This window comes from Maribacter sedimenticola (assembly GCF_900188415.1).
Classification (GTDB): Bacteria; Bacteroidota; Bacteroidia; order Flavobacteriales; family Flavobacteriaceae; genus Maribacter; species Maribacter sedimenticola.
In genome coordinates, this window is sequence record NZ_FZNV01000007.1 from 96,129 (window position 1) to 121,081 (window position 24,953).

Annotated in this window: 23 protein-coding genes and 1 riboswitch; of the genes, 1 reads left to right on the forward strand and 22 read right to left on the reverse strand. The window is 38.4% G+C overall.

The window, feature by feature from the left end:
• Window positions 1-146: 146 nt before the first annotated feature.
• The 21 genes from CHB68_RS15775 to CHB68_RS15875 form a co-directional block, all read right to left on the reverse strand.
• Window positions 147-1,229, reverse strand: coding sequence for a bifunctional 3-deoxy-7-phosphoheptulonate synthase/chorismate mutase type II (locus CHB68_RS15775; RefSeq protein ID WP_089262396.1), 1,083 nt, complete (start codon window positions 1,227-1,229; stop codon window positions 147-149).
• A 5-nt stretch (window positions 1,230-1,234) separates the two neighbouring features.
• Window positions 1,235-2,101, reverse strand: coding sequence for a prephenate dehydrogenase (locus CHB68_RS15780; RefSeq protein ID WP_089262398.1), 867 nt, complete (start codon window positions 2,099-2,101; stop codon window positions 1,235-1,237).
• Window positions 2,102-2,106: 5 nt separating this feature from the next.
• Entirely contained in the window at window positions 2,107-3,252 is a 1,146-nt protein-coding gene (locus tag CHB68_RS15785) for a pyridoxal phosphate-dependent aminotransferase (RefSeq protein WP_089262400.1), read from the reverse strand.
• Complete coding sequence (locus CHB68_RS15790; protein ID WP_089262402.1) at window positions 3,249-4,076, reverse strand: prephenate dehydratase; 828 nt, start codon at window positions 4,074-4,076, stop codon at window positions 3,249-3,251. Before CHB68_RS15790 ends, CHB68_RS15785 begins: the two co-directional genes overlap by 4 nt.
• Before the next feature lie 271 nt (window positions 4,077-4,347).
• The gene (locus CHB68_RS15795) at window positions 4,348-4,845 is read right to left on the reverse strand and encodes a hypothetical protein (protein ID WP_089262404.1); all 498 of its coding nucleotides are present in this window, start codon (window positions 4,843-4,845) and stop codon (window positions 4,348-4,350) included.
• Between the two features lie 34 nt (window positions 4,846-4,879).
• The gene (locus CHB68_RS15800; protein ID WP_089262406.1) at window positions 4,880-6,202 is read right to left on the reverse strand and encodes a hypothetical protein; all 1,323 of its coding nucleotides are present in this window, start codon (window positions 6,200-6,202) and stop codon (window positions 4,880-4,882) included.
• 67 nt (window positions 6,203-6,269) lie between these two features.
• The gene (locus tag CHB68_RS15805) at window positions 6,270-7,406 is read right to left on the reverse strand and encodes a serine hydrolase domain-containing protein (RefSeq protein ID WP_089262408.1); all 1,137 of its coding nucleotides are present in this window, start codon (window positions 7,404-7,406) and stop codon (window positions 6,270-6,272) included.
• Window positions 7,403-8,206, reverse strand: a complete 804-nt coding sequence (locus CHB68_RS15810) for a head GIN domain-containing protein (RefSeq protein WP_089262410.1) — start codon at window positions 8,204-8,206, stop codon at window positions 7,403-7,405. The genes CHB68_RS15805 and CHB68_RS15810 overlap by 4 nt, the downstream gene beginning before the upstream one ends.
• Window position 8,207: 1 nt before the next feature.
• Window positions 8,208-9,305: an acyloxyacyl hydrolase gene (locus CHB68_RS15815; protein ID WP_089262412.1), complete on the reverse strand. Its 1,098-nt coding sequence runs from the start codon at window positions 9,303-9,305 to the stop codon at window positions 8,208-8,210.
• 108 nt (window positions 9,306-9,413) lie between these two features.
• Window positions 9,414-10,367: a methylenetetrahydrofolate reductase [NAD(P)H] gene (gene metF / locus CHB68_RS15820; protein WP_089262414.1), complete on the reverse strand. Its 954-nt coding sequence runs from the start codon at window positions 10,365-10,367 to the stop codon at window positions 9,414-9,416.
• Window positions 10,368-10,544: 177 nt separating this feature from the next.
• Window positions 10,545-13,301, reverse strand: a complete 2,757-nt coding sequence (gene metH / locus CHB68_RS15825) for a methionine synthase (RefSeq protein ID WP_245838966.1) — start codon at window positions 13,299-13,301, stop codon at window positions 10,545-10,547.
• Window positions 13,298-13,645, reverse strand: coding sequence for a four helix bundle protein (locus CHB68_RS15830; protein WP_058105322.1), 348 nt, complete (start codon window positions 13,643-13,645; stop codon window positions 13,298-13,300). The genes metH and CHB68_RS15830 overlap by 4 nt, the downstream gene beginning before the upstream one ends.
• A gap of 50 nt (window positions 13,646-13,695) precedes the next feature.
• Window positions 13,696-14,700 (reverse strand): homocysteine S-methyltransferase family protein, encoded by a 1,005-nt coding sequence (locus tag CHB68_RS15835; RefSeq protein WP_089262418.1) that lies wholly within the window; start codon window positions 14,698-14,700, stop codon window positions 13,696-13,698.
• 80 nt (window positions 14,701-14,780) lie between these two features.
• Window positions 14,781-14,889, reverse strand: a riboswitch (SAM riboswitch).
• A gap of 157 nt (window positions 14,890-15,046) precedes the next feature.
• On the reverse strand, window positions 15,047-16,108 hold the full coding sequence (locus CHB68_RS15840) for an NAD(P)/FAD-dependent oxidoreductase (RefSeq protein WP_071340185.1): 1,062 nt from the start codon (window positions 16,106-16,108) through the stop codon (window positions 15,047-15,049).
• A 112-nt stretch (window positions 16,109-16,220) separates the two neighbouring features.
• On the reverse strand, window positions 16,221-17,024 hold the full coding sequence (gene cobA, locus CHB68_RS15845; RefSeq protein WP_089262420.1) for a uroporphyrinogen-III C-methyltransferase: 804 nt from the start codon (window positions 17,022-17,024) through the stop codon (window positions 16,221-16,223).
• 3 nt (window positions 17,025-17,027) lie between these two features.
• A complete protein-coding gene (locus CHB68_RS15850; RefSeq protein WP_089262422.1) occupies window positions 17,028-19,118 on the reverse strand; it encodes a HEPN domain-containing protein in 2,091 nt (696 codons plus the stop codon).
• Window positions 19,119-19,229: 111 nt separating this feature from the next.
• Window positions 19,230-20,477, reverse strand: a complete 1,248-nt coding sequence (locus CHB68_RS15855) for a sulfate adenylyltransferase subunit 1 (RefSeq protein ID WP_058105362.1) — start codon at window positions 20,475-20,477, stop codon at window positions 19,230-19,232.
• 82 nt (window positions 20,478-20,559) lie between these two features.
• Entirely contained in the window at window positions 20,560-21,510 is a 951-nt protein-coding gene (gene cysD, locus CHB68_RS15860; protein ID WP_245838967.1) for a sulfate adenylyltransferase subunit CysD, read from the reverse strand.
• A 46-nt stretch (window positions 21,511-21,556) separates the two neighbouring features.
• Window positions 21,557-22,180: a phosphoadenosine phosphosulfate reductase domain-containing protein gene (locus CHB68_RS15865; protein ID WP_089262424.1), complete on the reverse strand. Its 624-nt coding sequence runs from the start codon at window positions 22,178-22,180 to the stop codon at window positions 21,557-21,559.
• 13 nt (window positions 22,181-22,193) lie between these two features.
• Entirely contained in the window at window positions 22,194-22,457 is a 264-nt protein-coding gene (locus CHB68_RS15870; RefSeq protein ID WP_089262426.1) for a DUF2061 domain-containing protein, read from the reverse strand.
• Between the two features lie 195 nt (window positions 22,458-22,652).
• Window positions 22,653-23,063: an RrF2 family transcriptional regulator gene (locus CHB68_RS15875; protein WP_089262428.1), complete on the reverse strand. Its 411-nt coding sequence runs from the start codon at window positions 23,061-23,063 to the stop codon at window positions 22,653-22,655.
• A gap of 88 nt (window positions 23,064-23,151) precedes the next feature.
• Between CHB68_RS15875 and CHB68_RS15880 the strand changes: the two genes are divergently transcribed.
• Window positions 23,152-23,679 (forward strand): hypothetical protein, encoded by a 528-nt coding sequence (locus tag CHB68_RS15880; RefSeq protein ID WP_089262430.1) that lies wholly within the window; start codon window positions 23,152-23,154, stop codon window positions 23,677-23,679.
• A 66-nt stretch (window positions 23,680-23,745) separates the two neighbouring features.
• On the opposite strand, the gene CHB68_RS15885 is transcribed toward CHB68_RS15880, so the two are convergent.
• The gene (locus tag CHB68_RS15885) at window positions 23,746-24,918 is read right to left on the reverse strand and encodes a trans-sulfuration enzyme family protein (protein ID WP_089262432.1); all 1,173 of its coding nucleotides are present in this window, start codon (window positions 24,916-24,918) and stop codon (window positions 23,746-23,748) included.
• Between the last annotated feature and the right edge of the window lie 35 nt (window positions 24,919-24,953).

Here is a 24,953-nt window from a genome sequence, read left to right on the forward strand (position 1 = left end):
TCTCTTTTTATTGGTTGGATACACCCCTAACGCACCACATATATCCATATTGCAATCTATGTCCACTTTTTCTTACATATGTTAGGTATGGCACAAAAAAAAGCACCCATAGCAAATGGGTGCTTTTTAAATCGCTTATTATCTTCCTAACCGTTCACGATTTTCTCCTGATGGTTAATGGACTCTTGATGAATTGCCTTGAACATTCTTAAAACAAATTCCTCGCTCAACCCTTTGCTTTCACCCTCTAATATCATGGCGCCTAAAATCTGGTTCCATCTATTTGATTGTAAAACGGCTACGTTTTTCTGTTTTTTAAGTTCGCCAATACCGTCGGATACTTTCATACGTTTACCCAACATTTCTATCAATTGACTATCTATGACATCTATTTGAGCCCTTAGATTACTCAATTGTGAATTGTACTCCGCCTCTGGATCACTTTCCTTCCTGATCTTAAGATCTCTCATGATCTGCACCAATTTTTCTGGGGTAACTTGTTGAGCAGCATCACTCCAAGCGTTATCTGGGTCATGATGCGTTTCTATCATCAATCCGTCAAAATTAAGATCTAAAGCAGTTTGGGATACATCAAAAATCATATCTCTCTTTCCTGTAATATGAGATGGATCGTTAATCAAAGGCAAGTCAGGAAATTTATTCTGGAACTCAATCGCCATTTGCCATTCCGGGATATTCCTATACTTGCTCTTCTCATACGTAGAGAAACCTCTATGAATTGCTCCCAACTTTTTAATACCTGCGGTGTGCAACCTTTCAATACCACCTAGCCATAACGCCAAATCTGGATTTACCGGATTTTTAACCAACACAATCTTATCAGTACCTTCAAGGGCATCTGCCAATTCTTGCATAATGAACGGACTTACCGTTGATCGAGCTCCAATCCATAACAAATCGATATCATGTTCCAAAGCCAACTCTACATGAGCACGGTTAGCAACCTCAGTAGCGGTTTTCATTCCGGTTTCGGCCTTTACTTTTTGAAGCCATTTTAGGCCCAAGGCCCCTACTCCTTCAAAATTTCCTGGACGGGTACGTGGTTTCCATATACCTGCTCTGTAATAGTTTACATCGGTATCTTTTAGGGAGTGTGCTATACCTAACACTTGTTCCTCGGTTTCCGCACTACATGGCCCTGCTATTACTAGTGGATGGTCTAGTTTTAAATCATCCAACCATGTTCTCATTTGTTTTGAATTTTCCATTTTAATTAATCTATTTCTTGTTTAACGGTATTCTTTTTTAAAATTCCTTTTATTTTATTGGTATTGTTCATTTCATTATAAATGCCTTCGTAATCATCATTAAGCAACAGCTCCTTGAATGCCGTAAGGTTTTGAATATACTCCTCTAACGTTTCTACAACATTGTCCTTATTCTGCTTAAATATTGGTGTCCACATAGCGGGCGAGCTTTTTGCCAAGCGTACCGTACTTTCAAACCCACTACCTGCCATATCAAAAATATCGCGCTCGTTCTTTTCTTTCTCGATAACCGTTTTACCCAACATAAATGAACTAATGTGCGACAAATGCGATACGTAAGCTATGTGCTTATCATGTGCTACAGGATTCATATATCTAATACGCATACCTATTGCCTGAAAAACCTTCAAAGCTCTTTCTTGTAACTTAAAAGCGGTTAGCTCAACTTCACAAATAATATTGGTCTTGTCCTTAAACAAATTGTTTATTGCTGCGGACGGACCCGAAAACTCCGTTCCCGCAATGGGGTGGCATGCCAAAAAATTTCTTCTCTTTGGATGATTCTCAAGCACTTTACAGAGTAAAGATTTAGTGGAACCAACATCAAAAACTACACAATCTTCTTGTACGGCATCCAAAATAATAGGAAGCTCGGTAACCATAACATCTACCGGTATACTTACAATGACCATATCTGCCAATTGTAAATCTTGATAGGTAGCCGCCTTATCTATAATACCCAAAGACAATGCCTCAGCTAAATTTGCTTCATTGGATTCTATGCCATAGACGGTGACATTGTCGAATGCCGACTTTATGTCCTTCGCCAAAGAACCTCCTATTAAACCGATACCTATTACAAATACATTCATCACATTTAAAATCTTGCGATTGCTTCTTTTATTTTATCTTCTGAAATACATAATGAAAAGCGAATATAACCTTCACCATTGCTTCCAAAAATAGTCCCAGGTGTTATGAACAGATCTTTCTTGTACAGGATATCATCTATAAATTCTTCTGATGATTTGCTACCCTGTGGCAATTTTGCCCATACGAACATACCGACTGCATTTCTGTCATAAGTACAACCCAAGGTATCTGCTAATTGAAAGATCAATGCCCTACGCTTACCATAAACATTGTTCAATTCCTCAAACCAATCGTCCGTACTTTCCAGAGCGGCAATTGCACCTTTTTGTATACCGTAGAACATACCGGAATCCATATTGCTCTTCACCTTTAAAATTGCGTTGATATGTTCATCGTTACCCAATACAAAACCAACACGCCATCCGGCCATATTAAATGTCTTACTTAGGGAATTCAGTTCCAAACATACATCCTTTGCATTTTCAATACTCAAGATACTTGCTGGATCGGAATTCAACACAAAACTATACGGGTTGTCGTTCACCAACAGAATATCATTCTTTCTGGCAAAGGCCACTATTTTTTTAAACTGGTCGCGCGTGGCCGTAGCTCCTGTGGGCATATGTGGATAACTTAGCCACATAACCCTTACCTTGGACAAGTCTTGCTTTTGCAATTCCTCCAAATCTGGGAACCAACCGTTTTCGTCCGTAAGGTCATAATATTTAGGAACAGCACCTACCAAATTGGTAACCGATGTATAGGTAGGATACCCCGGGTTGGGAATCAATACCTCATCTCCTTCGTTCAAAAAAGCAAGGCTTATATGCATAATACCCTCTTTAGACCCCATTAACGGTAAAATCTCCGTGTCCGGGTCTGCAGTAACTTGAAATCGCTGCTTATAAAACTGAGCTATAGCCTTCCGTAATTGCGGTAATCCTTGATAACTTTGATATTGATGCGCACCATTTTCGGTAACAGCTGTCTGTATTGCGTTCAATACCTTTTTAGAAGGAACCAAATCTGGACTACCAATACCCATATTGATGATAGGCCTACCTTGAGCCATTAAACCACGTACTTCTCTTAATTTTTTGGAGAAGTAGTATTCCTGTATGCTATTTAACCTTTCGGCCGTACGTATCATTGTCTTACATTTTTATATTCACCCAACACCTTAAAGTCTTCCGCCATGATGTCCAATAGACTTTTAGCTTTGGAAAAATCAGCATATTTCGCAAAAGTAACATCCACGAAAAAGGCATATTTCCATGGTGTTTCTATTACCGGCAACGATTGTATTTTTGTCAAATTTAATCTGCAATCGCTCATTACATTAAGCACTGCGGCCAAACTACCCCTTTTATGGTCGGTTATGAACCGTACTGAAGCTTTTGAAATTTCGGCCTCTGGCAATACCTTATTTTTTGTCTTTACAATGATAAAACGAGTGGCATTATTTTTAATGGTCTGTATGTCGCTCGCTACGATGTCCAACCCATATAATTCTGCCGCTACCTTTGGCGCAATTGCCGCAACTTGCTTTAAATTTTGTTCCTGAATCCGTTTGGCGGTTTCTGCGGTATCCATATCCTCCACCAATTTTATGTGTGGAAATTGCCTAAAATATTCCTTGCATTGCAACAGTGCCATTGGGTGTGAACTTACCTCCTCAATATCCTCTATCCACTGCCCCTTAAGAACCATTAGATGATGATGGATGTTTAAATAATATTCCCCTATAATATGTAAGTTATTATGATTCACCAGCGCATAGTTGGGAATTATAGAGCCTGCTATGGAATTTTCAATGGCCATAACACCCTGGTCCGCTTCATTGGACAATAATTTGTCTACCAAAACATCAAAAGAAAGGCACTCTACCAACTCAATATCGTCCCCAAAACAATCCTTTGCTACCTGATGATGATTGCTCCCCTTTATTCCCTGTATGGCTATTCTTAGACTCACTTTACCTACGTTTTATTCAAAAAAAAAGTTCCGATGTATATCGGAACTTAGATTCTATTTTATATTAAAATATACTACAACAGTCCCGTACCTCTCTTAAAAAAGAAGTAAAAATAAAAACCGTTCCAGAAATATTTTTTTGTCATCACTTTTGTAATATGAGGCTAATGTAGTAATTATATTTAAAAATGGATGTTTTAGCTATAATTTTTTTGAAATTTTGAATTTCTATCTCAAATATTCGAGGTTTTGTGTTAATTATCTACAATTTTTACCATTTAAATGCTAAACCTAATCCTGCTCCATTAGTAATTGGTTCTATTCTAAATGTTGTTTGATCATCAAACTGTTTGTTATAAGTTAAGATTGCTCGCCTTCTAGATTTGCTAGCACTATTCATATAAATAAGCCCCACTACAGCCCCAACTATACCTCCTGCCATGGGACCAACAGCATTTATTGCCTTATCCCGTTTGGATAATGATGGATCATCATTCAATAATTCAGATGTTGCCCAAAATACACCTACAAACTCACCTACTAAAGCAATACCTGCAACCACATCTTTTGTATTCGCCTTTTTCCAATGCGCATATACATCTTCATTTTTAGAAAAAATACTTTTTACTTCTGCTTTGGTAATTTCCTTATCATCCTGGTAATATTCCATGCCCCACATAGTAGGAAACATTGTAATTTCCTGTGATTTCACATTGGAGCAAACCAATATAACCAAGATTGAAAAGAGGTAGAACTTAATTAATTTCATAAGTATCTATTTATTATTTAAAAAATTCAGAAAATTAAGGAGCTGTCCTAGTATTGGGCTGAAAGTAAAATGGAATAGACCAATTATACTCCTTTATATCGCCTAATGTTTTAGTGACCATTATGGTATTCTCTCCTGACTTTAATAATTGTTTATCGATATACGTTACAATACCAAATTGACCTGAAACCGGATGATTCTTTTTCAAAATATTCATTGTCAACAATTCGCCGTTTAACTTTATAGCATGGTAATTTTCATAACATTTTAGATAAAACGCCCGTAGGCTCAAAGTATTATCATTTTGCGATAAACTTGCATCATCTTTATAGGTACCACAGGTAGACTCCTGATAATTTCGCTCTTGTTGAAAAACCGGGATAAACAACCTAACAGTTTGGCCCTCAATTAAGTCCGATTGAATTTGAGGTGTCAACAAAAATGATTTATCCGCACTTTGGTTTTCATAAAAACTTAAATACATTTGATCGGCATAATACCTATCTACGCCCAAAAGATAATATATGTTGGTATCCTTGATCTTAATTACGGATAAACAAATACCTGATACAAAAAACAACAAAACCAAACGTACCAACCATTTTTTCTTTTTAAAATTGGAACCGAACACCATAGAAACCTGTAAAATGTTCTTATATAACGGTCCATACAATAACATTGAAGCCAAGCGTACTATTTTGAAAGACCAGTTCTGCAACCATTCTATTTCCTTGAACCTTTTTATGTTTCCGACAATGGTCAATATACTTTGCACGGTGACCAAGATTCCCAATAATAAGGCCGGAATCAAGAGAACATAAGCCGGTACATAGGAAGACAACAAATTAAACAGAAGTATATAACCACTGGCCAGTAAAGACATGTATGCATAGATTAACAAAATGGTAAATGCCGCGGAAAAAATAACACTGCACAGCTCATCAACCTTTTGTATGGTATCTTCTTGTCTGGGCAATACTTTTAATAATTTAGAGGTATAGATTTTTGAGTATGCACTATCTTCTATACTATAATCAGGAAAAACCGAATTCAGGCCAACCAATCCGATCCAATAGGCCCTTAACGAAAAATGAATAATGAACATGGAAACCAAAATACTCACGGCAAGTAAACCCATGAACGAAATAAAATAACCGTATTCATATTGCTCCACGGGCAATAAATCTATAAATTTATTGGTGGCCCAATCTACCAACCCAAATAACTGAAACGTACCAAAAATGGCAATTGCGGAGACTAACAGTTCTGCCTCCCAACTTTCATCCTTTAAACGCTGAAGCCAATTCCCATTTTTCATGTGTTCTGAAGGTGTAGTTTTATTGGTTGGTCGGTGCATTTAAATCATCTTAAAATTCAATTAGACTAATATACCTTTTCTAATAGTCTTATGAAATTTTAAATAGTTAGGCTGATGGAGCATTCTCAAAAAAACATGCTATTACAGCATCCAATTCCTGTTGTATTTTTGGATCCGTACAGTTAATTAAAATTGAAAAAACCAATTGCTGGCCAGGGTACACAAAGAAATTGGCATACCCGCCTACCCCGTTTCCTACATGCCCAAAAAATGTTCTGCCCCTTACATCTTCACTTACTTGCCAACCCAAACCATAAAATGTAGAATTACCCTGAACGCTTTGCGCAGTTAAAAACTGGCTCAACAGCCCCTCATCAACCATAACTTTTTTATCCAGGAACGCCTGTCCAAATTTTGCAATGTCCGTAGAAGTGGACAAATAGCCACCGCCCGCCAATTTGTAGAAATTATCTACGGGTATCGCTTTTCTAAATCCTGCCCTATCTTTTGTATAAAAGGTGGTTACCAAGTCTTGATGTTTTAATTTAGCAATAGAATTAACATTATTGCCAGTTTCATTTTGACCGCGTTCCGGATGACCTATTGGCGTATATGTGTTCAGCATACCTAAAGGGTCCAAAACCTTTTTTTGTACATATTCCTCAAAGGGAATTCCACTGGCCCGTTGCATGGCGGCAGCGATCATGACCCAATCAAAACTATTGTACAGATAATCGGTTCCCGGTTCATAAACCAATGGATCCAACTTAAAAATTTCCAAGCCTTTGGGTATGGTTAGTGGTTGGTTTAACCCATACTCCTTTCCTTTATACGCCCTAATCCCAGCTGTATGCCCTGCCAATTGCCGTATGGTAAAATCCCATTTCTTTTTAGGATAGTCAGGAACATAGGTGTAAAAAGATTCATCTAAACTTAGCTTCCCTTCTTGAACCATATGGGCCAATGCCGTTGCAGCAATAGGTTTGGATACACTGGCTATTCTAAAAATTGAAGTTTTGGGGTCTATAAGGCGCTTACTTTCCAAATCTGCATACCCATATCCTTTTTCAAAAATTGTTTTCCCTTCTTTAATTACCGAAATGGAAATACCTGGAACCTTTTTTTCCAGTATCAATCTCTGTAGTAAATAATCTGCCTTGACCATTCCGGTCAAATTTCTATCTTCCCCTAAAACCCTCTTGGCGGCAAATACATTTTTAATATATCTAAGGATCGGGTTCATTCCACGAATATCAATCGTCCGTTATACAATTCTTCCACATCTACGGATGCCGGTCTGTTATAACTAAGCACATCGCCCGTACCCCTAATTACACCATTTAAACTTGTTTGGGGGTTTACCCGTATATCGTTGGTTCCCCTATGGTTAAAATTAACACGACCTGCCGTTAATTCTTCCGCTTCAATTCTAGAATCACCGGCCGCTATATTAATATTCAGACTTTCCACAACACCCGCTAATTTAAAATAGGCAATACCGTTTACAGTAATACCGAGCGATGTTACATTTAAGTCCAACACAAACTCCCCATCCGTTGTTTCGGCATCCGGCACCGTAAAACTTTCCGACAAAAGACTTAGGCTATCAAAGTCCAATACCCCGTCCGATCGTATAGGAAATCCCGTACTACTTCTAATTTCGGTTAAATTGGGGGTGGTCACATATATTAACGTAATTCCGTAATCACGCACGTAATTACAATCATTGGTATCACTAAGCAGCAAGCGACCATCCTCAACAGTGGCAGCAACTTCATTTCTTAAATTTTCGCCTGTTTCTATTTCCACTTTTTGAGTAGAGCCCTGTTTTATAATCAAGGTTACGTTCTCATAAACAGTGATCTTTGTAAACTCAGGCACTATAACCTCATCCTTTACAATCTCCCCGGTATCCTGAAAACAATCTGAAGCATTTTCAGAATCGCAAGAAATAGTTAGGACCATTAAAATTCCTGACAGGATAAAAAGGACTGGATTTCGCCCGATCAGACAACTAAGTGGATTTTTTATCAATTTTACCATCTTACATTCTTATTCCTATACCAAATTCAACGGCCTCTGCTTTTGCTCCGTGCGACTTTAAGGTCATTGCACCAAATACTTTGTTTCCAAAATAACGTTTTAAGCCTATACGGTTGTACATGCGCCCTTCAAAATCAAAAGGGTAATACACATAGTAGCCCAATTGTGCTATGACAGATAGTTTATTAATGAAAAGTTCATGCCCAATAAACATACCTACCCTTTTATAATCATCGTTGGCCGCAACATTATTTTCTGGAAACGCAATACTTTGAAAACGTATCAATTCTTTTAAAAAATTGGAGAAATATGCATCTACGCCTAATTGTATAGCACTTTTTCTTCCTAATCTTTTATCTGCGTATGCAGATAGGACTACAAAACCGTATTGACCGGAATCAATAACGTCACTCTCATTAATTCCTGACCGCAATGCCAGATTAAAACGTAACGGCTCTGTCATTTTTTCTTTTTCCCTGTATACATATTCCAGTTCCTTTCCACCATCAAGATCATACACAAAACCTGCATTGAACGCCAATGTATTGGTAGAGGTATTGGGTGCCCTAAAATTGGCATTTGAGTAATGGATCAATGAAATACCTGCCTTAAACCCTAATCCGGCCACAATATTCTCTTTATGGAAATTGAACATTAAATAGGTTGAACTTAAAAAATCAGAGCCATAGGCGTTGTTCCTGAAATTGGTCTGTTTATCATAGGGGTTGGTGGCATAGGCGATGCCCTGACCAACCCTTAATTGTACATTTCTCCTAAAAAAATAAAAGTTATAGTGCGCGTATAGCCCAAAGGCATCACCCAACGTTTGGTTATTGGAATTTTGATAGATAAAGGAATAACCTAAATCTGGATAATTATACAGTTCTTCCCATTCTTCCGCACCGTACGTTTTACGGTTATAACTTAAAATAACCCCGGCAGGGTGCGATGTTATTAAATGTGATATATCTGGATTGTGCAGTATGATGGAACCATAGAATTGGTTGGCATCAAGCGTGTACTTCTTTTTCTCAGCACCTTCTTGCGCAAAACAAAAACTTACCGATAACATTACAATAAATAGAAACTTAAAATTCATTGTGGGCAAAAATAGTTATAAGAATTAAGTACGAAGTATTACGTAGTAAGTATTATCCTTATCGGACACATTGTACTTAAATTCTCTACTTAATACTTTTTTAAACCTTTAAAAAAGTGCTTCTGCTATTGCCTTTATATTATCGGATTTACCCATTGAGTAATAATGCAATACAGGTACCCCTGCCGCCTTCAACTCTTTAGATTGTTGAATGGCCCATTCTATACCCACGGCACGCACATCCTTATTTGTTGCACATTGATCTACGGCCTCTATAAGATCTTGGGGCAAATCTATCCTGAATACCTGTGGCAATAATTGCAGATGCCTTTTTACCGCAATTGGTTTTATACCTGGAATAATTGGCACATTAATACCTAAATTCCTTGCCGCCTCTACAAACTCAAAATACTTTTTGTTATCAAAGAACATTTGTGTTACCACATAATCTGCCCCGGCATCTACCTTTTCCTTCAACCTTTTTAAATCTGATTGTAAGGATGGAGATTCCAAATGCTTTTCAGGATAACCTGCAACACCTATACAAAACTCACTAGAATGTTCAGCTTCAACAGTTTCGTGCAGATACTTGCCTTTATTCAGGTTTTGAATCTGTTCTACCAGCTCAATGGCATAGGAATGCCCACCATGGGTAGGCTCAAAATATTTTTGTTCACTACGGGCATCACCGCGCAAGGCCATTACATTCTCAATGCCTAGATAATGGCAGTCTACCAACATATATTCGGTTTCCTCCTTGGTAAAGCCACCGCAAATAACATGTGGTACCGTATCAACATTGTACTTATGCTGAATAGAAGCACAGATACCTACCGTCCCCGGCCTCATGCGCGTGGTCTTTTTATCCAATAACCCTTCTTTCTGGACATAAACGGTTTCCTCACGCGATGTGGTCACATCTATGAACGGCGGATTAAATTCCATTAAAGGATCAATATTGTTATACAATTCCTGAATATTTTTCCCTTTTACCGGTGGTACGATCTCAAAAGAGAAAAGTGTTTTTCCCTTTGCATTGGTGATATGGTCTGTAACTTTCATTCTAATTTAAGTTGGTCGGTTTATATGTAATCGACTTTTCTTTTAAACTTTTACTTTATTTCCTTTTGGGCGTTCGGGCGGGCTTTACGCTATATTTTTTCTATTTGATCAAACATTTAAACTTGACCCGGACTTCGTTCAAAAATAGAAAAAGATGCCGCTGCAATCCCTAACGCATTAGTCCACTATATTTGGCGCAAGCCATTTTTCCGCTTCTTCAAACGAAATCCCCTTTCGTTCCGCAAAATCCTTTACCTGATCTTCCTTAATCTTTCCAAGTCCAAAATAGCGGGCCTGCGGGTTACCAAAATAATACCCGCTTACAGATGCCGCAGGCCACATGGCAAGACTATCCGTCAATTCCACACCTATGGTTTCCTTTACTTTAAGAACATCCCAAATGGTCAATTTCTCCAAGTGATCGGGACAGGCAGGGTAACCAGGCGCAGGACGAATACCCTTATAAGACTCCTTGATTAAATCTTCATTGCTCAAATCCTCATTGGCAGCATAACCCCAATGTTTGGTCCTTACCTCTTTATGCAAATACTCGGCAAATGCTTCGGCCAAACGATCCGCCAAAGCTTTTACCATGATGGAGTTATAATCATCCAGATCTTTCTCATACTGTGCCGCCAATTCTGCCGTTCCAAAACCTGTGGATACACAGAAACAACCTATGTAGTCTTGTTTCCCAGATTCTTTTGGAGCAATAAAATCTGCCAAGGCATAATCCGCAACCCCTTCCCTACGTTCTAATTGTTGACGAAGGGTACGGAAAGTATGGTTCTCATCCGCTACGGCTCCGCTAAGCGACCCAGTATTCCCATCTAAACTTGAACTAGTATCAACTAAAATATCATCGTCATTAATAGAGTTCGCAGGGAACAGTCCAAAAATACCTTTAGCCTTTAATTTCTTTTCGGAAATTATCTTGTTCAGCATCTCTTGAGCGTCTGCGAATAAATCGGTTGCTTGTTCCCCAACAACCTCATCGGTCAATATTGCCGGGTATTTACCATGCAGTTCCCAACTTCTGAAGAAGGGAGTCCAATCTATATAGGGTACCAAAAGATTCAGATCTAAATCTTCGATCACCTGAATACCCAATTTGTTCGGCTTTACAATTTCAGAAGTTTTCCAATCTATTTTAAACTTATTTCTCCGTGCCGCAGAAATTGGCTTATATGTTTTACTAGATGAACGGTTCAAGAACTTTTCCCTAAACACACCATAATCATCTTTTATACTTTTCTTATAGCTTGTAGATGTTTCTTTCTGCAATAAATCGCCCACCACGGTTACCGCTCTAGAAGCATCGTTTACATGAACGACCGCCTCTTTGTATTGTGGATCAATCTTTACCGCGGTATGCGCCTTACTGGTCGTTGCACCACCGATCAACAACGGAATCTTGAAATTTTTACGTTCCATTTCCTTTGCCAAGTGCACCATTTCATCCAATGACGGCGTAATTAATCCGCTAAGCCCTATAATATCTACATTATGCTCAATGGCTGCCGCAATAATTTTTTCCGGTGGCACCATTACGCCTAGATCAACGATTTCATAATTATTGCACGCCAGTACTACACCTACAATATTTTTACCGATATCATGAACATCTCCCTTTACGGTTGCCATTAATATCTTACCGGCATTATCGGTATCCCCTATTTGAGGATTCAACAACTTTTCTTCTTCAATATAGGGTAACAAATAAGCTACCGCCTTCTTCATCACTCGGGCAGACTTTACCACCTGCGGCAAGAACATTTTTCCGCTACCGAATAAATCGCCCACCACATTCATACCCGTCATTAGGTTGCCCTCAATAACTTCAATTGGTTTATTGGCAGCCAATCTGGCTTCTTCAACATCTTCAATAATATATTGATCTATACCTTTTACCAAGGCACGGGTAATACGCTCTTGTAAAGGTTCTTCTCGCCACGATAGATCTATTTTACTTTCCTTGGTTTTACCAACTACAGATTCGGCAAAATCCAGCAAACGCTCCGTTGCATCATCTCTTCTATTTAAGATAACGTCTTCTACATGCTCCAATAAATCTTTAGGAATATCATCATACACCTCTAGCATACTCGGATTTACAATACCCATGTTCATACCCGCTTTTATAGCGTGGTACAAGAAGACCGAGTGCATAGCCTCACGCACCGGGTTATTGCCCCTAAATGAAAACGAAACATTACTAACTCCACCACTTACACTGGCATGTGGCAAGTTTTCACGCACCCATCTTGTAGCTTCAATAAAATCGACAGCATTTAATTTATGCTCATCCATTCCCGTTGCTACTGGAAAAATATTTAAATCGAAAATGATATCCTCTGGCGCAAAGTTTACCTTGTTCACCAAAACATCATACGAACGTTTTGCTATTTCAATTCTACGGTCATAATTATCTGCCTGACCCACCTCATCAAAAGCCATAACGATTACCGCGGCACCATATCTTTTTATGAGTTTGGCGTGGTGTATAAATTGTTCTTCGCCCTCTTTTAAGCTAATGGAATTTACCACACATTTACCTTGAACAACTTGCAGACCGGCTTCAATGATTTCCCATTTAGAACTGTCGATCATAATTGGCACACGAGAAATATCCGGCTCCGATATAACAAGGTTTAAAAATTTCACCATGGCCTGTTTACCATCGATCAATCCGTCATCCATGTTAATATCAATAACCTGGGCACCATTTTCAACCTGCTCCCTAGCCACTGCCAATGCCTCTTCAAACTTTTCCTCTTTTACTAAACGAAGAAACTTTTTTGAACCCGCAACGTTTGTTCGCTCACCAACGTTTATGAAGTTCGTTTCTGGGGTAACAATTAGGGGTTCTAGGCCGCTAAGCTTTAGAAAACGTTGTTCGTTATTCGTTGTTCGTTGTTCGTTCTCTTTACTCATAACTTCTTGTGATAATTTATGAATCCGTTCAACAACTTTTTCACTCTTTCTATTTCTTTTAAAACGATATCTGTATCTGAAATATAATTTAAATCTCCTGCTAAAATCAACTGGGTTTCCAACTCGAATAAGGAGCCTCTAGCAATATGTAAAAAATGAATTGTTTCTTTATTGGATTGTCTTCCACAACCTTCAGCAATATTTGAAGGAACAGATATAACACATCTTCTAACCTGTGAGGTTAAAGAAAATTGCTCATCTTGTGGAAAGGACTTCGTCAAAACATATACTGTTTTCACCAACATCCTAGCCTGCACCCAAATATCTAATTCTTTATAATCCATATCATATTTAAAAAACCACGATAAACCATTAACGAGCAACGAAAAACGATTTATTTACCGACAACTGTCAACTTTCTAGGTTCATACTTGGCTACCACCTCAGCAATCGCAGTAATATGTTCCGGAGTGGTTCCGCAACAACCCCCAACTATATTTACCAATCCTTTTTCCGCGTATTCTTTGATCTGTTCCGCCATTTGCTCTGGAGTTTCGTCGTACTCTCCAAATGCATTTGGCAAACCGGCATTGGGGTGCGCTGAGACCGCATGTTCACTTTTGGTGGACAACACCTCTAAATGAGGCACCAACTGGTTTGCACCTAAAGCACAATTAAACCCAACCGATAAAATAGGAATGTGGGATATGGATATTAAAAATGCCTCGGCCGTTTGACCCGATAACGTTCTACCGGATGCATCGGTAATAGTACCACTAACCATTATGGGAACATCTATATTTCTTTCCTCTTTAACTTCTTCTATGGCAAATAATGCCGCCTTTGCATTAAGTGTATCGAATATGGTCTCTACCAATAAAATATCCGCTCCGCCATCTAACAAAGCTTCCACCTGTTGTTTATAGGCCACACGCAACTCTTCAAAAGAAATAGCCCTGTAACCTGGGTCATTAACATCGGGCGACATACTTGCCGTTTTATTGGTGGGCCCAATACTACCGGCTACAAAACGAGGTTTATTTGGTTCTTTTGCAGTAAATTCATCTGCTACCATTTTAGCAATACGCGCAGATTCATAGTTGAGCTCATACACCAAATCTTCCATGAAATAATCTGCCATAGCAATCGTAGTCCCGGAAAAGGTATTGGTCTCTACAATATCTGCCCCGGCAGCAAAATATTTACGATGTACATCCGCAATTGCATCTGGCTGGGTCAATGACAATAAATCATTATTACCTTGTAAGGGGTGTTCCCAATCCTTAAAACGTTCTCCCCTAAAATCCTCTTCGGTAAACTTATACCGTTGCAGCATAGTACCCATGGCACCGTCCAAGATCAGGATTCGCTCTTTTAATATTTCTTTTATATCCTTCATTTTGCGCTATAACAAGTTCTATGTTCGCTTTATTTTATTGTGAAACCAAGTAAGGAAAGGAATGGGAAACGTTCTTTCTTCAGTTATCTGTCCTTATTTACAGGATAGAATGTAGCACCTTCTTTTCCATTTTGGAAAGGGTTGCCAAGGTTTCACAGGGTCTAGTCCCTCCGCCTTTCTTGATAACAGTTCAATCTATTCAGGAACGAATTGCAAAGTAACGGTACTACCCGTTCTTAACCAAAACTTCAATAGGTTTTTTAGCCCACGAAATTTTCAAAAATTGTCATAAAAAAACCTCCGTACACCATAAGCATCCGGAGGTCATACTAACCAAATAAATAAGTTATGCGATACTCTGTACCACCTCTTTCTTAGCTTCTTTCTTAGAACCGTCAAAACCTTCTACCCCACCTACGGTGGTATATTTCATGACAAAACGTTTACCAGGGTTGATCTGTTGGTATGCATATTGACACATAACGGCTGCTTCGTGAAACCCTGAAAGTATCAATTTCAGCTTACCTTCATAAGTATTTACATCGCCAATGGCATATACTCCCGGTATGTTGGTCTGGTAATCTTTTGCGTTATTTACCTTAATGGCATTTTTCTGAATTTCCAAGCCCCAATCACCTATAGGACCTAATTTAGGAGACAGACCGAATAAAGGAATAAAATTATCCACTTCTAAATACGTATCTTCTTTTTCCTTGTCGGTGTGCTTAATAACCACTGCCTTAAGTTCATTTTCACCATGTAGTTCTTTTACCTCAGCTTTGGTAATCAACTTGATTTTACCCAGTTTCGCCAGTTCTGATGCTTTCTCAACGGAATCCAGTGCTCCTCTAAATTCATCCCTTCTGTGTACCAAGGTTACTTCTGCCGCTACATCGGTCAAAAATATAGCCCAGTCCAAGGCAGAATCACCACCACCGGCAATGACCACTTTTTTATCGCGATATACTTCTGGATCCTTGATCATATAGGAAACACCTGTATCTTCAAAGTTTACAATGTTAGAAATAGGTGGTTTTCTTGGTTCAAAAGAACCTAGACCCCCAGCAATTACCACTACAGGCGCATTGTGCTTTGTTCCTTTATTCGTTGTTACAACAAAAGAACCATCTTCTAACTTATCTAGCGTTTCCGCTCTTTCTCCCAAAGTGAATCCTGGTTCAAAAGGCTTTATCTGCTCCATAAGGTTATCTACCAAAGTACCTGCCAAAATTTCTGGAAATGCAGGAATATCATAGATAGGCTTTTTAGGATATATCTCTGAACACTGACCACCTGGTTGTGGCAATGCATCTATTAAATGCGTTTTCAACTTTAATAATCCTGCTTCAAATACCGTGAACAATCCGGTAGGTCCCGCTCCTATAATGAGCATATCTGTTTTAATCATAATTCTCTTTTTAGTAAAAAGTAATTCTACAAAGTTGACATCATTCTATACAACTACTTTTTAGCTTCTTTTAATTTTACTTAATCTATATACTTATCCTTTACTAAATTTGCTATGCTTTATTTACTTCAACAAAACTGACATTTTCTTCAGCAAACTTATGCGTCGCCTCCGCTAACGCTTCACGATGTCTAACTACTTCTCCTATGATAATGATCGCAGGATTAGAAAGCTTTTCTTTTTCCACCACATCAACTATGGTATCTATAGTCGCAATTCCTATTTTTTCGTCCTTTCGTGTTCCGTTCTGAATTATAGCTATCGGCAATTCCGATTTACCTTCAGACTTAAATAATTCCACTATCTGAGGGAGTTTTGACATCCCCATCAATATGACTACCGTAGCACTACTTTTTGCAGCTAAGGCAACATCAGTTGATAGTTTATGCTCTTTTGTAGTTCCTGTTATTACCCAAAAACTTTCTGAAGAACCTCTTTTTGTTACCGGAATGTTTTGATATGCAGGTACACTCAAACTTGACGATATACCTGGTACCATGGCTACTTGCAAACCATGCGAGGCGGCATATTCCATTTCTTCCGAACCGCGACCGAATACAAAAGGATCTCCTCCTTTTAACCGCACCACATGTCCGTTAGATTTTGCCCTGCTCACAATAAGCTCATTAATCTGCTCTTGTTGATATGCATAGCATCCTTTGCGTTTACCTACAAAAATCAATTCCGCATTCTTGGCATAATCCAGCAATTCCTCGTTCACCAAAGCATCATACAAAACCACATCGGCATTTTCCAGCGTTCTGATCGCTTTTAACGTGATCAGCTCTACATCACCTGGTCCTGCACCAACTACGGTTAACTTAGGTTTCTTTATATGTTGTAAATGATTTGCCATTATCTATGCTTCTGCCAATTCTTGCTGTCTGAACTTTTCTACACTCTCCAAAAATTCTTTCGCATCCTTTATGTACGATTGTGCAAATTCTTTTGTTGGCTCGTTCTGATTTAATTGAAGTACCAATTTTTCAAATCCGCCGGCTACGGCAATTCTGCCATCGGCAACAAATTTCTCATCAAAATCCTTAATGATACTTGCGTGGGTATTCACTTTTGTATTTTCAGCGGTCAACATTGCCTTAGCGGAGTTTACCATAGAAGAATATGCGTGATAGATACTGGCAGACCATTTTTCGGCATCGAACATTTCTTGTGCATTCTGAATTTTCTCTTCACTTTCAAAAAGTAATGTTGCGATCAAGTCGATAACAACACCTGCACATTCACCTACACCGATAGCTTTTTCATAACGCTCCGTATTACCCCAATCTATAAAGTCTTCTGGCGTTAAGTCATCTATTGATGATAATGGCGTAAGAAAATCATAGAAATACATTTGTCCTTTTTCGGCATAATAATCCGGGAACGATAGATCTCCACCATTGGCATCAAAATCATTTAAGATCAAACGCAGTGCTTCCGGACCTCTTTTACTTGGCACTTTCACCACTTTGTCCGCAAAACGACCGTTACCGTTACCATCATTGCTACCGCCCAACAATACCTGAAGCGCTGGAGCTACCAATTTATCCTTTGTACGAACCGACATGCCCTGAAAACCAATATTTGCCATATTGTGCTGCCCACAGGCATTCATACAACCACTGATTTTTATAACAACATCATCGTTATTAATATAATCTGGGTATTCTGTTTTAATCACTCTTTCCAGTTCCTCTGCAATTCCCGTACTACTTGCAATTCCCAGGTTACAGGTATCCGTACCCGGACAAGCCGTGATATCAAGAGCCTTATTATAACCAGCCTCAACAAAACCTAACTTTTCCAATTCAGTATAAAAGAATGCTACGTTGTCTTCTTTTACGAAAGGAATCAAAATGTTTTGACGTAAGGACAATCTTAACTCACCCGCTGCATATTTCTGTACCAAGTTTGCCAATAAACGTGCCTTATCCGTATAGAAATCACCTAATAACACTTTAATACCCAAAGCAACATAACCTGGTTGTTTTTGTGGTATTACGTTGGTAGATTTCCATTGTTCAAAAGCTTTTACGTCACTAATTTCTACTGCCGGAACCTCTAACTCCGACACCTTTACCTTAGGATATGCCTCTGGGTCTATTGGAAAAGTATCAAAAGGTACCGCCGTTTTCTCTGCCGCCAAAAGCTCTTTAAATCCGTCAAGACCTAAATCTTTCAACAAGAATTTCATTCTAGCTTTAGCTCTACTTTTACGCTCACCGTAACGGTCAAAAACACGAACTACGGTTTCCATTAAAGGAATTATCTGATCCGCAGGCAAAAAGCTATACAACTCATCGGCATGTCGTGGTTGTGAACCCAATCCGCCACCAAGCATTACTTTAAAACCTACTTCGCCATTTTGTAATTTGGCAATAAAGCCCAAATCATGCATATAGGACAAACCGGTATCTGCATCACTTGCGGAAAAAGAAACTTTGAACTTACGTCCCATTTCTTGACTTACAGGATTTCTAAGGAAATACTGAAATAATGCGTTTGCATATGGTGAAACATCAAAAGGTTCATCAACATCAATACCAGCCGTTTCACTTGCGGTTACGTTACGTACCGTGTTACCACAGGCTTCCCTTAAGGTAATTTCATCTTTCTCCAATTCTGCCCACAACTGCGGCGTTCTATTCAAATCTACATAGTGGATCTGAATATCTTGGCGTGTGGTAATATGCAATCTACCTGTAGAATATTCGTCCGATACATCACAAATACGAAGCAACTGCTTAGAGGTCACCTTACCATAAGGCAACTTTATACGAATCATTTGAACCCCTTCTTGACGCTGTCCGTAAACACCACGTGCCAATCGAAGACTTCTAAATTTTTCTTCATCTAGCTTGCCACCATGAAACTCATGAATTTTACGTTCCAATTCAAGAATATCCTTTTCAACTACCTGATTTTCTAATTCTGTTCTAAAACTTTGCATTGCTTAGTATTAAATGTTCAGTATAAATACCGATGTAAATTATTACTATATTTTGCCTATAGATTTTATAGACTTAATAAAAACAGTCAATATAAAATTGACATGTTTATATTAACTTATGAATCCTGCACCTACGGTACTGTTGGATTTTGTATCAATCAATATAAATGAACCGTTTGTTCTGTGATTTTTAAATTGATCATAGAAAATTGGTTTATTCAAACGGAAACTCACTTGAGCAATATCATTCATGCCCAAAGACTCCGTTTTCTCATCTATACCAGAATAATCCGGAGCGATCTTATGATGAACTTGCTCTACCTTCGCCAATACTTTATTGACACCATGCTGAACAATATATTTATTACCGGCCGCCAAAGGCAATGAATCCATCCAAGAGATCGTTGCCGTAAATTGCTTGTCTACCGTTGGCAGATCGCCCGCTTTTACTAACATATCTCCGCGACTCAAATTAATTTCATCTTCCAATGTTATGGTTACCGATGATCTCCTTGATGCCGTTTTATATTTTTTGTCATGAAAATAAATATCCTTTATTTTAGAGCGTGTCTGTGATGGAAGCGCCACTACCTCATCTCCTACGCTTAATTCGCCACCATATACTTTACCGGCAAATCCTCTAAAATCATGGTGCTCATCCGTTTTTGGACGGATAACATATTGCACCGGAAAACGTGGTGTACCCACATTGAAAATATCCTTTCTATCCAATGCTTCAAAATGCTCTAACAAAGACTGACCTTTATACCAAGGGGTCTTGTCTGACAAGTTTACTACGTTATCCCCTTTCAACGCGCTTACAGGAATAAAAGTGATTTTCTGATCTTGATAATCTCTCTTTGCCATCAATGCCTCAAAATCAGCTTTAATTGCATTGTAAGTTTCTTCAGAATAGTCTACCAGATCCATCTTATTAATAGCTACCACTACATCTTTTATACGTAATAGGTTATTGATAAAAAAGTGTCTATTAGTTTGCTCTATTACCCCTTTACGTGCATCGATCAAAATAATCGCCGCTTGTGAAGTTGAAGCTCCGGTCACCATGTTACGCGTATATTCTACGTGCCCAGGTGTATCTGCTATAATGTAACTTTTCTTTGCCGTTGAGAAATAGATATGGGCCACATCGATCGTGATGCCTTGCTCACGTTCCGCTACCAGACCATCTGTTGCCAAAGAGAAATCTAAATAATCATATCCCTTTTGCTTACTGGTTTTTTCTATTGCCTCTAATTTATCGCTGGTCAGTGACTTTGTATCATACAATATTCTCCCAATCAAGGTACTTTTACCGTCATCTACACTACCTGCTGTTGCTATTTTTAGTACTTCCAATTTCGTTGTTCGTTGTCGGTTGTTGGTTGTTAGTTTTATTCGCGATCTACCATCAACGAACAACTAACAACTATCAACCAGATTAAAAATATCCTTGTTGTTTTCTTTTTTCCATTGCCGCTTCTGAACGCTTATCGTCTATACGCGCGCCACGCTCTGAAATGGATGAATCCCTAATTTCCTCTACTACCTTATCGATCGTTTCAGCATCTGAAAGAACGGCTGCTGTACAGGACATATCGCCTACGGTACGAAAACGCACCAAACGCTCTTCTACTACCTCATCTTCTTCCCTAAAAACGATACCATCTTCCGCGGACCAGATCATACCATCCCTCAAGAAAGTTTTACGCTTATGTGCAAAATAGATAGAAGGAATTTCAATTTGTTCCTCTTTAATATAGGACCAAACATCTAACTCCGTCCAGTTAGAAATAGGGAACACTCTTACGTTCTGTCCTAATTCTATTTGTCCGTTCAACATATCGAACAATTCCGGACGCTGATTACGCTCGTCCCACTGACCAAAATCATCACGAACAGAAAATATACGTTCTTTTGCACGTGCCTTTTCTTCATCTCTACGAGCTCCACCAATACAAGCGTCGAACTTAAATTCCTCAATGGCATCTAACAACGTCGTTGTCTGCAAGCTATTTCTACTTGAATACCTACCTGATTCTTCTTTCACCTTACCTTGATCAATAGAATCCTGTACATTACGTACAATCAATTCTAGACCTAACTCTTCTACCAACCTATCTCTAAATTCTATGGTTTCAGGAAAGTTATGACCTGTATCAATATGCATTAAAGGGAAAGGAATTTTTGATGGCCAAAATGCCTTCTGCGCCAAACGTACCAATGTGATCGAGTCTTTTCCTCCCGAAAACAACAGTACAGGCTTTTCAAACTGAGCTGCGACCTCCCTAATGATATAAATGGCCTCATTTTCAAGGGCATTGATATGGGATGTATCCTGCAAAAGTTCAGTGGATGGTGTTACTTCCAACTCGGTGCTTGTATTACTCATTCTAATTTTTTAGATCAATTATCTTTATTTTTTCTACTACCTATGATTAACTATGTAACCCGCACTCCCTATTTGCCAACACTTTGGTAGGATCAAAATAGTTATGCTCGTTAGGTAGGTTATATTTTTTTAAATAGGTATCTAATTGGGTATCGTTCCAATGGTAGAACGGACTCACTTTTAAAACCCCATCTTTACTTAGGCTTAATATATCCAAACTATCCCTGTGTGCAGTCTGACCTTTTCTAAGATTAGTAAACCAAACATCTGGCTTAAAATCTGCCATTGCCCTTTTAAACGGCTCCAACTTTACCTGCTCGGTAAACTCTGCATGCCTAGGATCATCTATTTGCGGTATACCCATTACGGCATCTCTATGCGCGGTGGTTTGTTTTGGTACATATAATTTTATGTTCAAGCTCAACCTTTCGATCAACTCTTCTGCATGTTTATATGTTTTGGGCGTATTGTACCCCGTATCGCACCAAACTACAGGAATATCTTTTTTCACTTCTGAAACGGCGTGCAAAATAGCCACTTCGTATGGTCTAAAATTGGTGGTAACCACAGGAGTCTGCCCGTGTTTTACGGCCCAAGAAATAATTTCTTCCGGCGGTATCCCTTTAAATTGAACGTTCAATTGTTGAACTTGTGCTGCTGTTAATGCCATTGCCCTAAGTTTATTATTTACCCCACTTTACTAAATTCCAGATTCTTTCATGAAAAAAGTACAATACCATTTTCGTTACAAAATCAATGGAAGCAATAGATGCGGCAAGAGAAATTTTACCTGTAAGTATGTATGATATTACCAAAGTGTCCAAAGTTCCTATTACTCTCCAACTAAATGCCTTTGCTACACTTCGTAAAGGCTTTTCTGAGGTTTTATCCTCTTTATAGGTAGTCTTAGACTCTTTTTTATTTATTATAAGTTGATCTGCAATCATCTTTACTTTAATTTTTATTACCCTACTAATTTAATAGAGTTTTCAAAAATAGTATATATTTTCAAAGTAGTCGTCAAAAATTGAGATAAATTTCTATTACCCTATAGATTTAGTAGATTAATAACAAAAGGGCATGAAAATTTGAGATTCCTCAACACGAAAACACCTAATACCGAGAATTTATATGGGCTGTAATTAAGAAATTAAATCCTTTAAAGTATTTTTTCTGTAAACCTCCAAAGTACTATCACGCACCTGCAGCATTAATTTATGAACGGAACAAGTTTGTTCATCCGGACAATCATCACAGGTTTCATAAAAGTTTAAGCTTACACAAGGTACCATAGAAATAGGACCCTCCAGTACTCTCATTACATCTGTCATGGATATTTCCTCTGGAGATTTCAATAAATAATATCCGCCGCCCTTTCCTTTTTTAGAACCTAAAAACCCTGTTTTTCGCAAGCTCAATAAAATACTTTCCAAGAATTTTTGTGAGATATTTTCCTTTTCGGCAATTTCTGATATCTGCACAGGCTTTTTATCAACCTGTAAGGCTAAATATGATAGGGCCTTTAATCCGTATTTTGTCTTTTTAGAGAGCATAACGCTAAGATAGCCAAATAAAAAAATATTGATAAAATACTTGAAGGTTCAATTTAACGTTTTACATACGCTAACAAGCTATTCCCTTATGAGAAAAATATTCGTTTTGACCCTTTTGGTTACGTTCACTTTGATAAACTTATCCTGTTCTAACGATGAGGGTGAAACCTTAAACGCCAGTGAATCTGAAATTACAGGTACATGGAACTTGACCGCACTTGAAACAAAAGATGGTAGATCAGATACTAATTTAGACGGCACTTCTATACCTACAACTTTCACCGCGGTTGGTAAGGATTTTAATACTGTGGTTACTTTTTCAAAAGACCCTAACATTGTAACTAGTGAAGGTTCTTATACCACTGTAACTACCACTACGGTTATGGGAGAAACATCGACCGAAGAAGAAACCGGTGAAGACTTTTTTGAAAGTGATGCATGGAGACTAGATGGCAGTACCCTATATTTTGGCACTGGTGATGAGGAAGTAGGCTTTACCATTACAGAACTTACGGATAATAAAATGTCCCTGCGCTATACAATTGACGAAACTGTAGATTTCTTCGGTGCTACAACAAGTGTTAGTGCAACTTATAATATGACATTGACAAAATAACTCAGCTTATATAACAAAAAAAGCCCGGTACGTGCCGGGCTTTTTTTGTTTTAATCACTATATCTTTTAGCCTAAGGCCTGAGCAATATCCGCTATGATATCGTCTATATGTTCCAGGCCTACAGAAATTCTGACCGTACCATCTGATATGCCCACTGCAGCACGTTCCTCTACACTTAATTTACTATGCGTTGTAGATGCCGGATGCGTAACGATAGTTCTTGAATCTCCTAAATTGGCAGAAAGGGATAATAGTTTAATGGAATCGAAAAACTCCCTACCCGCTTCTAAACCGCCTTTAACTTCAAAGGCTACTACACAACCACCCGCTTTCATCTGCTTTTTTGCAATTTCATATTTAGGGTGCGATTTTAAAAATGGATATTTTACCCAGTTTACCTTATCGCTCGCTTCTAAATATTCGGCTAACTTTAAAGCATTATCACAATGTCTGTCGACTCTTATTGCCAGTGTTTCTAAACTTTTAGAAAGAACCCAGGCATTGAAAGGTGAAAGTGCCGGACCGGTAATTCGTGAGAAACGATACACCTTATCCATCAAATCCGCACTACCAACGGTAATACCTGCCAATACCCTACCTTGACCATCCATTAGTTTGGTACCGGAATGTATGACCAAGTCCGCCCCAAATTTAATGGGCTGTTGTAAGTAAGGTGATGCAAAACAATTATCTATGATTAAAATTAGATTATTCTTTTTGGCAATTTTACCCAATTCCTCCAAATCCAATACATCAACACCTGGATTGGTAGGCGTTTCCGCATAGATGATTTTTGTCTTTGGTGTAATTAGACCTTCAATTTTTTCTAACTCATCTATTTTAAAGTATGTATGATCAATATTCCACTTTGGAAAAAAGTTGGTAAACAACGAATGCGTAGAACCAAAAATACTTCTTGCCGATAACACATGATCTCCACTATCTAACAACGCTGCCAATGTTGAAAATACAGCTGCCATCCCCGATGCAAAAGCAAATCCGCTCTCCGCTCCTTCCATTTGGCATACCTTTTCTATAAATTCAGATGAATTAGGGTTAGAATATCTTGAGTATATATTACGATCTTTTTCCTCAGCGAACGAAGCACGCATATCTTCAGCGTCTTCAAATACAAAACTAGAGGTCAAATACAATGGAACGGAATGCTCCAAATTTTCGCTTCGTTTTAATTGTGTACGTATTGCGTTCGTTTCAAATTTATTGTTGTTTTTTTTCATTACACTAATTCTTCTCTATTCCTATTTCTACTTTC

Excerpts from the sequence above, each read along its gene's own strand:
- CHB68_RS15775 (WP_089262396.1), bottom strand. The coding sequence starts at position 1,229 with ATGGAAAATTCAAAACAAATGAGAACATGGTTGGATGATTTAAAACTA.
- CHB68_RS15780 (WP_089262398.1), bottom strand. The coding sequence starts at position 2,101 with ATGAATGTATTTGTAATAGGTATCGGTTTAATAGGAGGTTCTTTGGCG.
- CHB68_RS15785 (WP_089262400.1), bottom strand. The coding sequence starts at position 3,252 with ATGATACGTACGGCCGAAAGGTTAAATAGCATACAGGAATACTACTTC.
- CHB68_RS15795 (WP_089262404.1), bottom strand. The coding sequence starts at position 4,845 with ATGAAATTAATTAAGTTCTACCTCTTTTCAATCTTGGTTATATTGGTT.
- CHB68_RS15800 (WP_089262406.1), bottom strand. The coding sequence starts at position 6,202 with ATGCACCGACCAACCAATAAAACTACACCTTCAGAACACATGAAAAAT.
- CHB68_RS15805 (WP_089262408.1), bottom strand. The coding sequence starts at position 7,406 with ATGAACCCGATCCTTAGATATATTAAAAATGTATTTGCCGCCAAGAGG.
- CHB68_RS15810 (WP_089262410.1), bottom strand. The coding sequence starts at position 8,206 with ATGGTAAAATTGATAAAAAATCCACTTAGTTGTCTGATCGGGCGAAAT.
- CHB68_RS15815 (WP_089262412.1), bottom strand. The coding sequence starts at position 9,305 with ATGAATTTTAAGTTTCTATTTATTGTAATGTTATCGGTAAGTTTTTGT.
- metF (WP_089262414.1), bottom strand. The coding sequence starts at position 10,367 with ATGAAAGTTACAGACCATATCACCAATGCAAAGGGAAAAACACTTTTC.
- metH (WP_245838966.1), bottom strand. The coding sequence starts at position 13,301 with ATGAGTAAAGAGAACGAACAACGAACAACGAATAACGAACAACGTTTT.
- CHB68_RS15830 (WP_058105322.1), bottom strand. The coding sequence starts at position 13,645 with ATGGATTATAAAGAATTAGATATTTGGGTGCAGGCTAGGATGTTGGTG.
- CHB68_RS15835 (WP_089262418.1), bottom strand. The coding sequence starts at position 14,700 with ATGAAGGATATAAAAGAAATATTAAAAGAGCGAATCCTGATCTTGGAC.
- CHB68_RS15840 (WP_071340185.1), bottom strand. The coding sequence starts at position 16,108 with ATGATTAAAACAGATATGCTCATTATAGGAGCGGGACCTACCGGATTG.
- cobA (WP_089262420.1), bottom strand. The coding sequence starts at position 17,024 with ATGGCAAATCATTTACAACATATAAAGAAACCTAAGTTAACCGTAGTT.
- CHB68_RS15850 (WP_089262422.1), bottom strand. The coding sequence starts at position 19,118 with ATGCAAAGTTTTAGAACAGAATTAGAAAATCAGGTAGTTGAAAAGGAT.
- cysD (WP_245838967.1), bottom strand. The coding sequence starts at position 21,510 with ATGAGTAATACAAGCACCGAGTTGGAAGTAACACCATCCACTGAACTT.
- CHB68_RS15865 (WP_089262424.1), bottom strand. The coding sequence starts at position 22,180 with ATGGCATTAACAGCAGCACAAGTTCAACAATTGAACGTTCAATTTAAA.
- CHB68_RS15870 (WP_089262426.1), bottom strand. The coding sequence starts at position 22,457 with ATGATTGCAGATCAACTTATAATAAATAAAAAAGAGTCTAAGACTACC.
- CHB68_RS15875 (WP_089262428.1), bottom strand. The coding sequence starts at position 23,063 with ATGCTCTCTAAAAAGACAAAATACGGATTAAAGGCCCTATCATATTTA.
- CHB68_RS15880 (WP_089262430.1), top strand. The coding sequence starts at position 23,152 with ATGAGAAAAATATTCGTTTTGACCCTTTTGGTTACGTTCACTTTGATA.
- CHB68_RS15885 (WP_089262432.1), bottom strand. The coding sequence starts at position 24,918 with ATGAAAAAAAACAACAATAAATTTGAAACGAACGCAATACGTACACAA.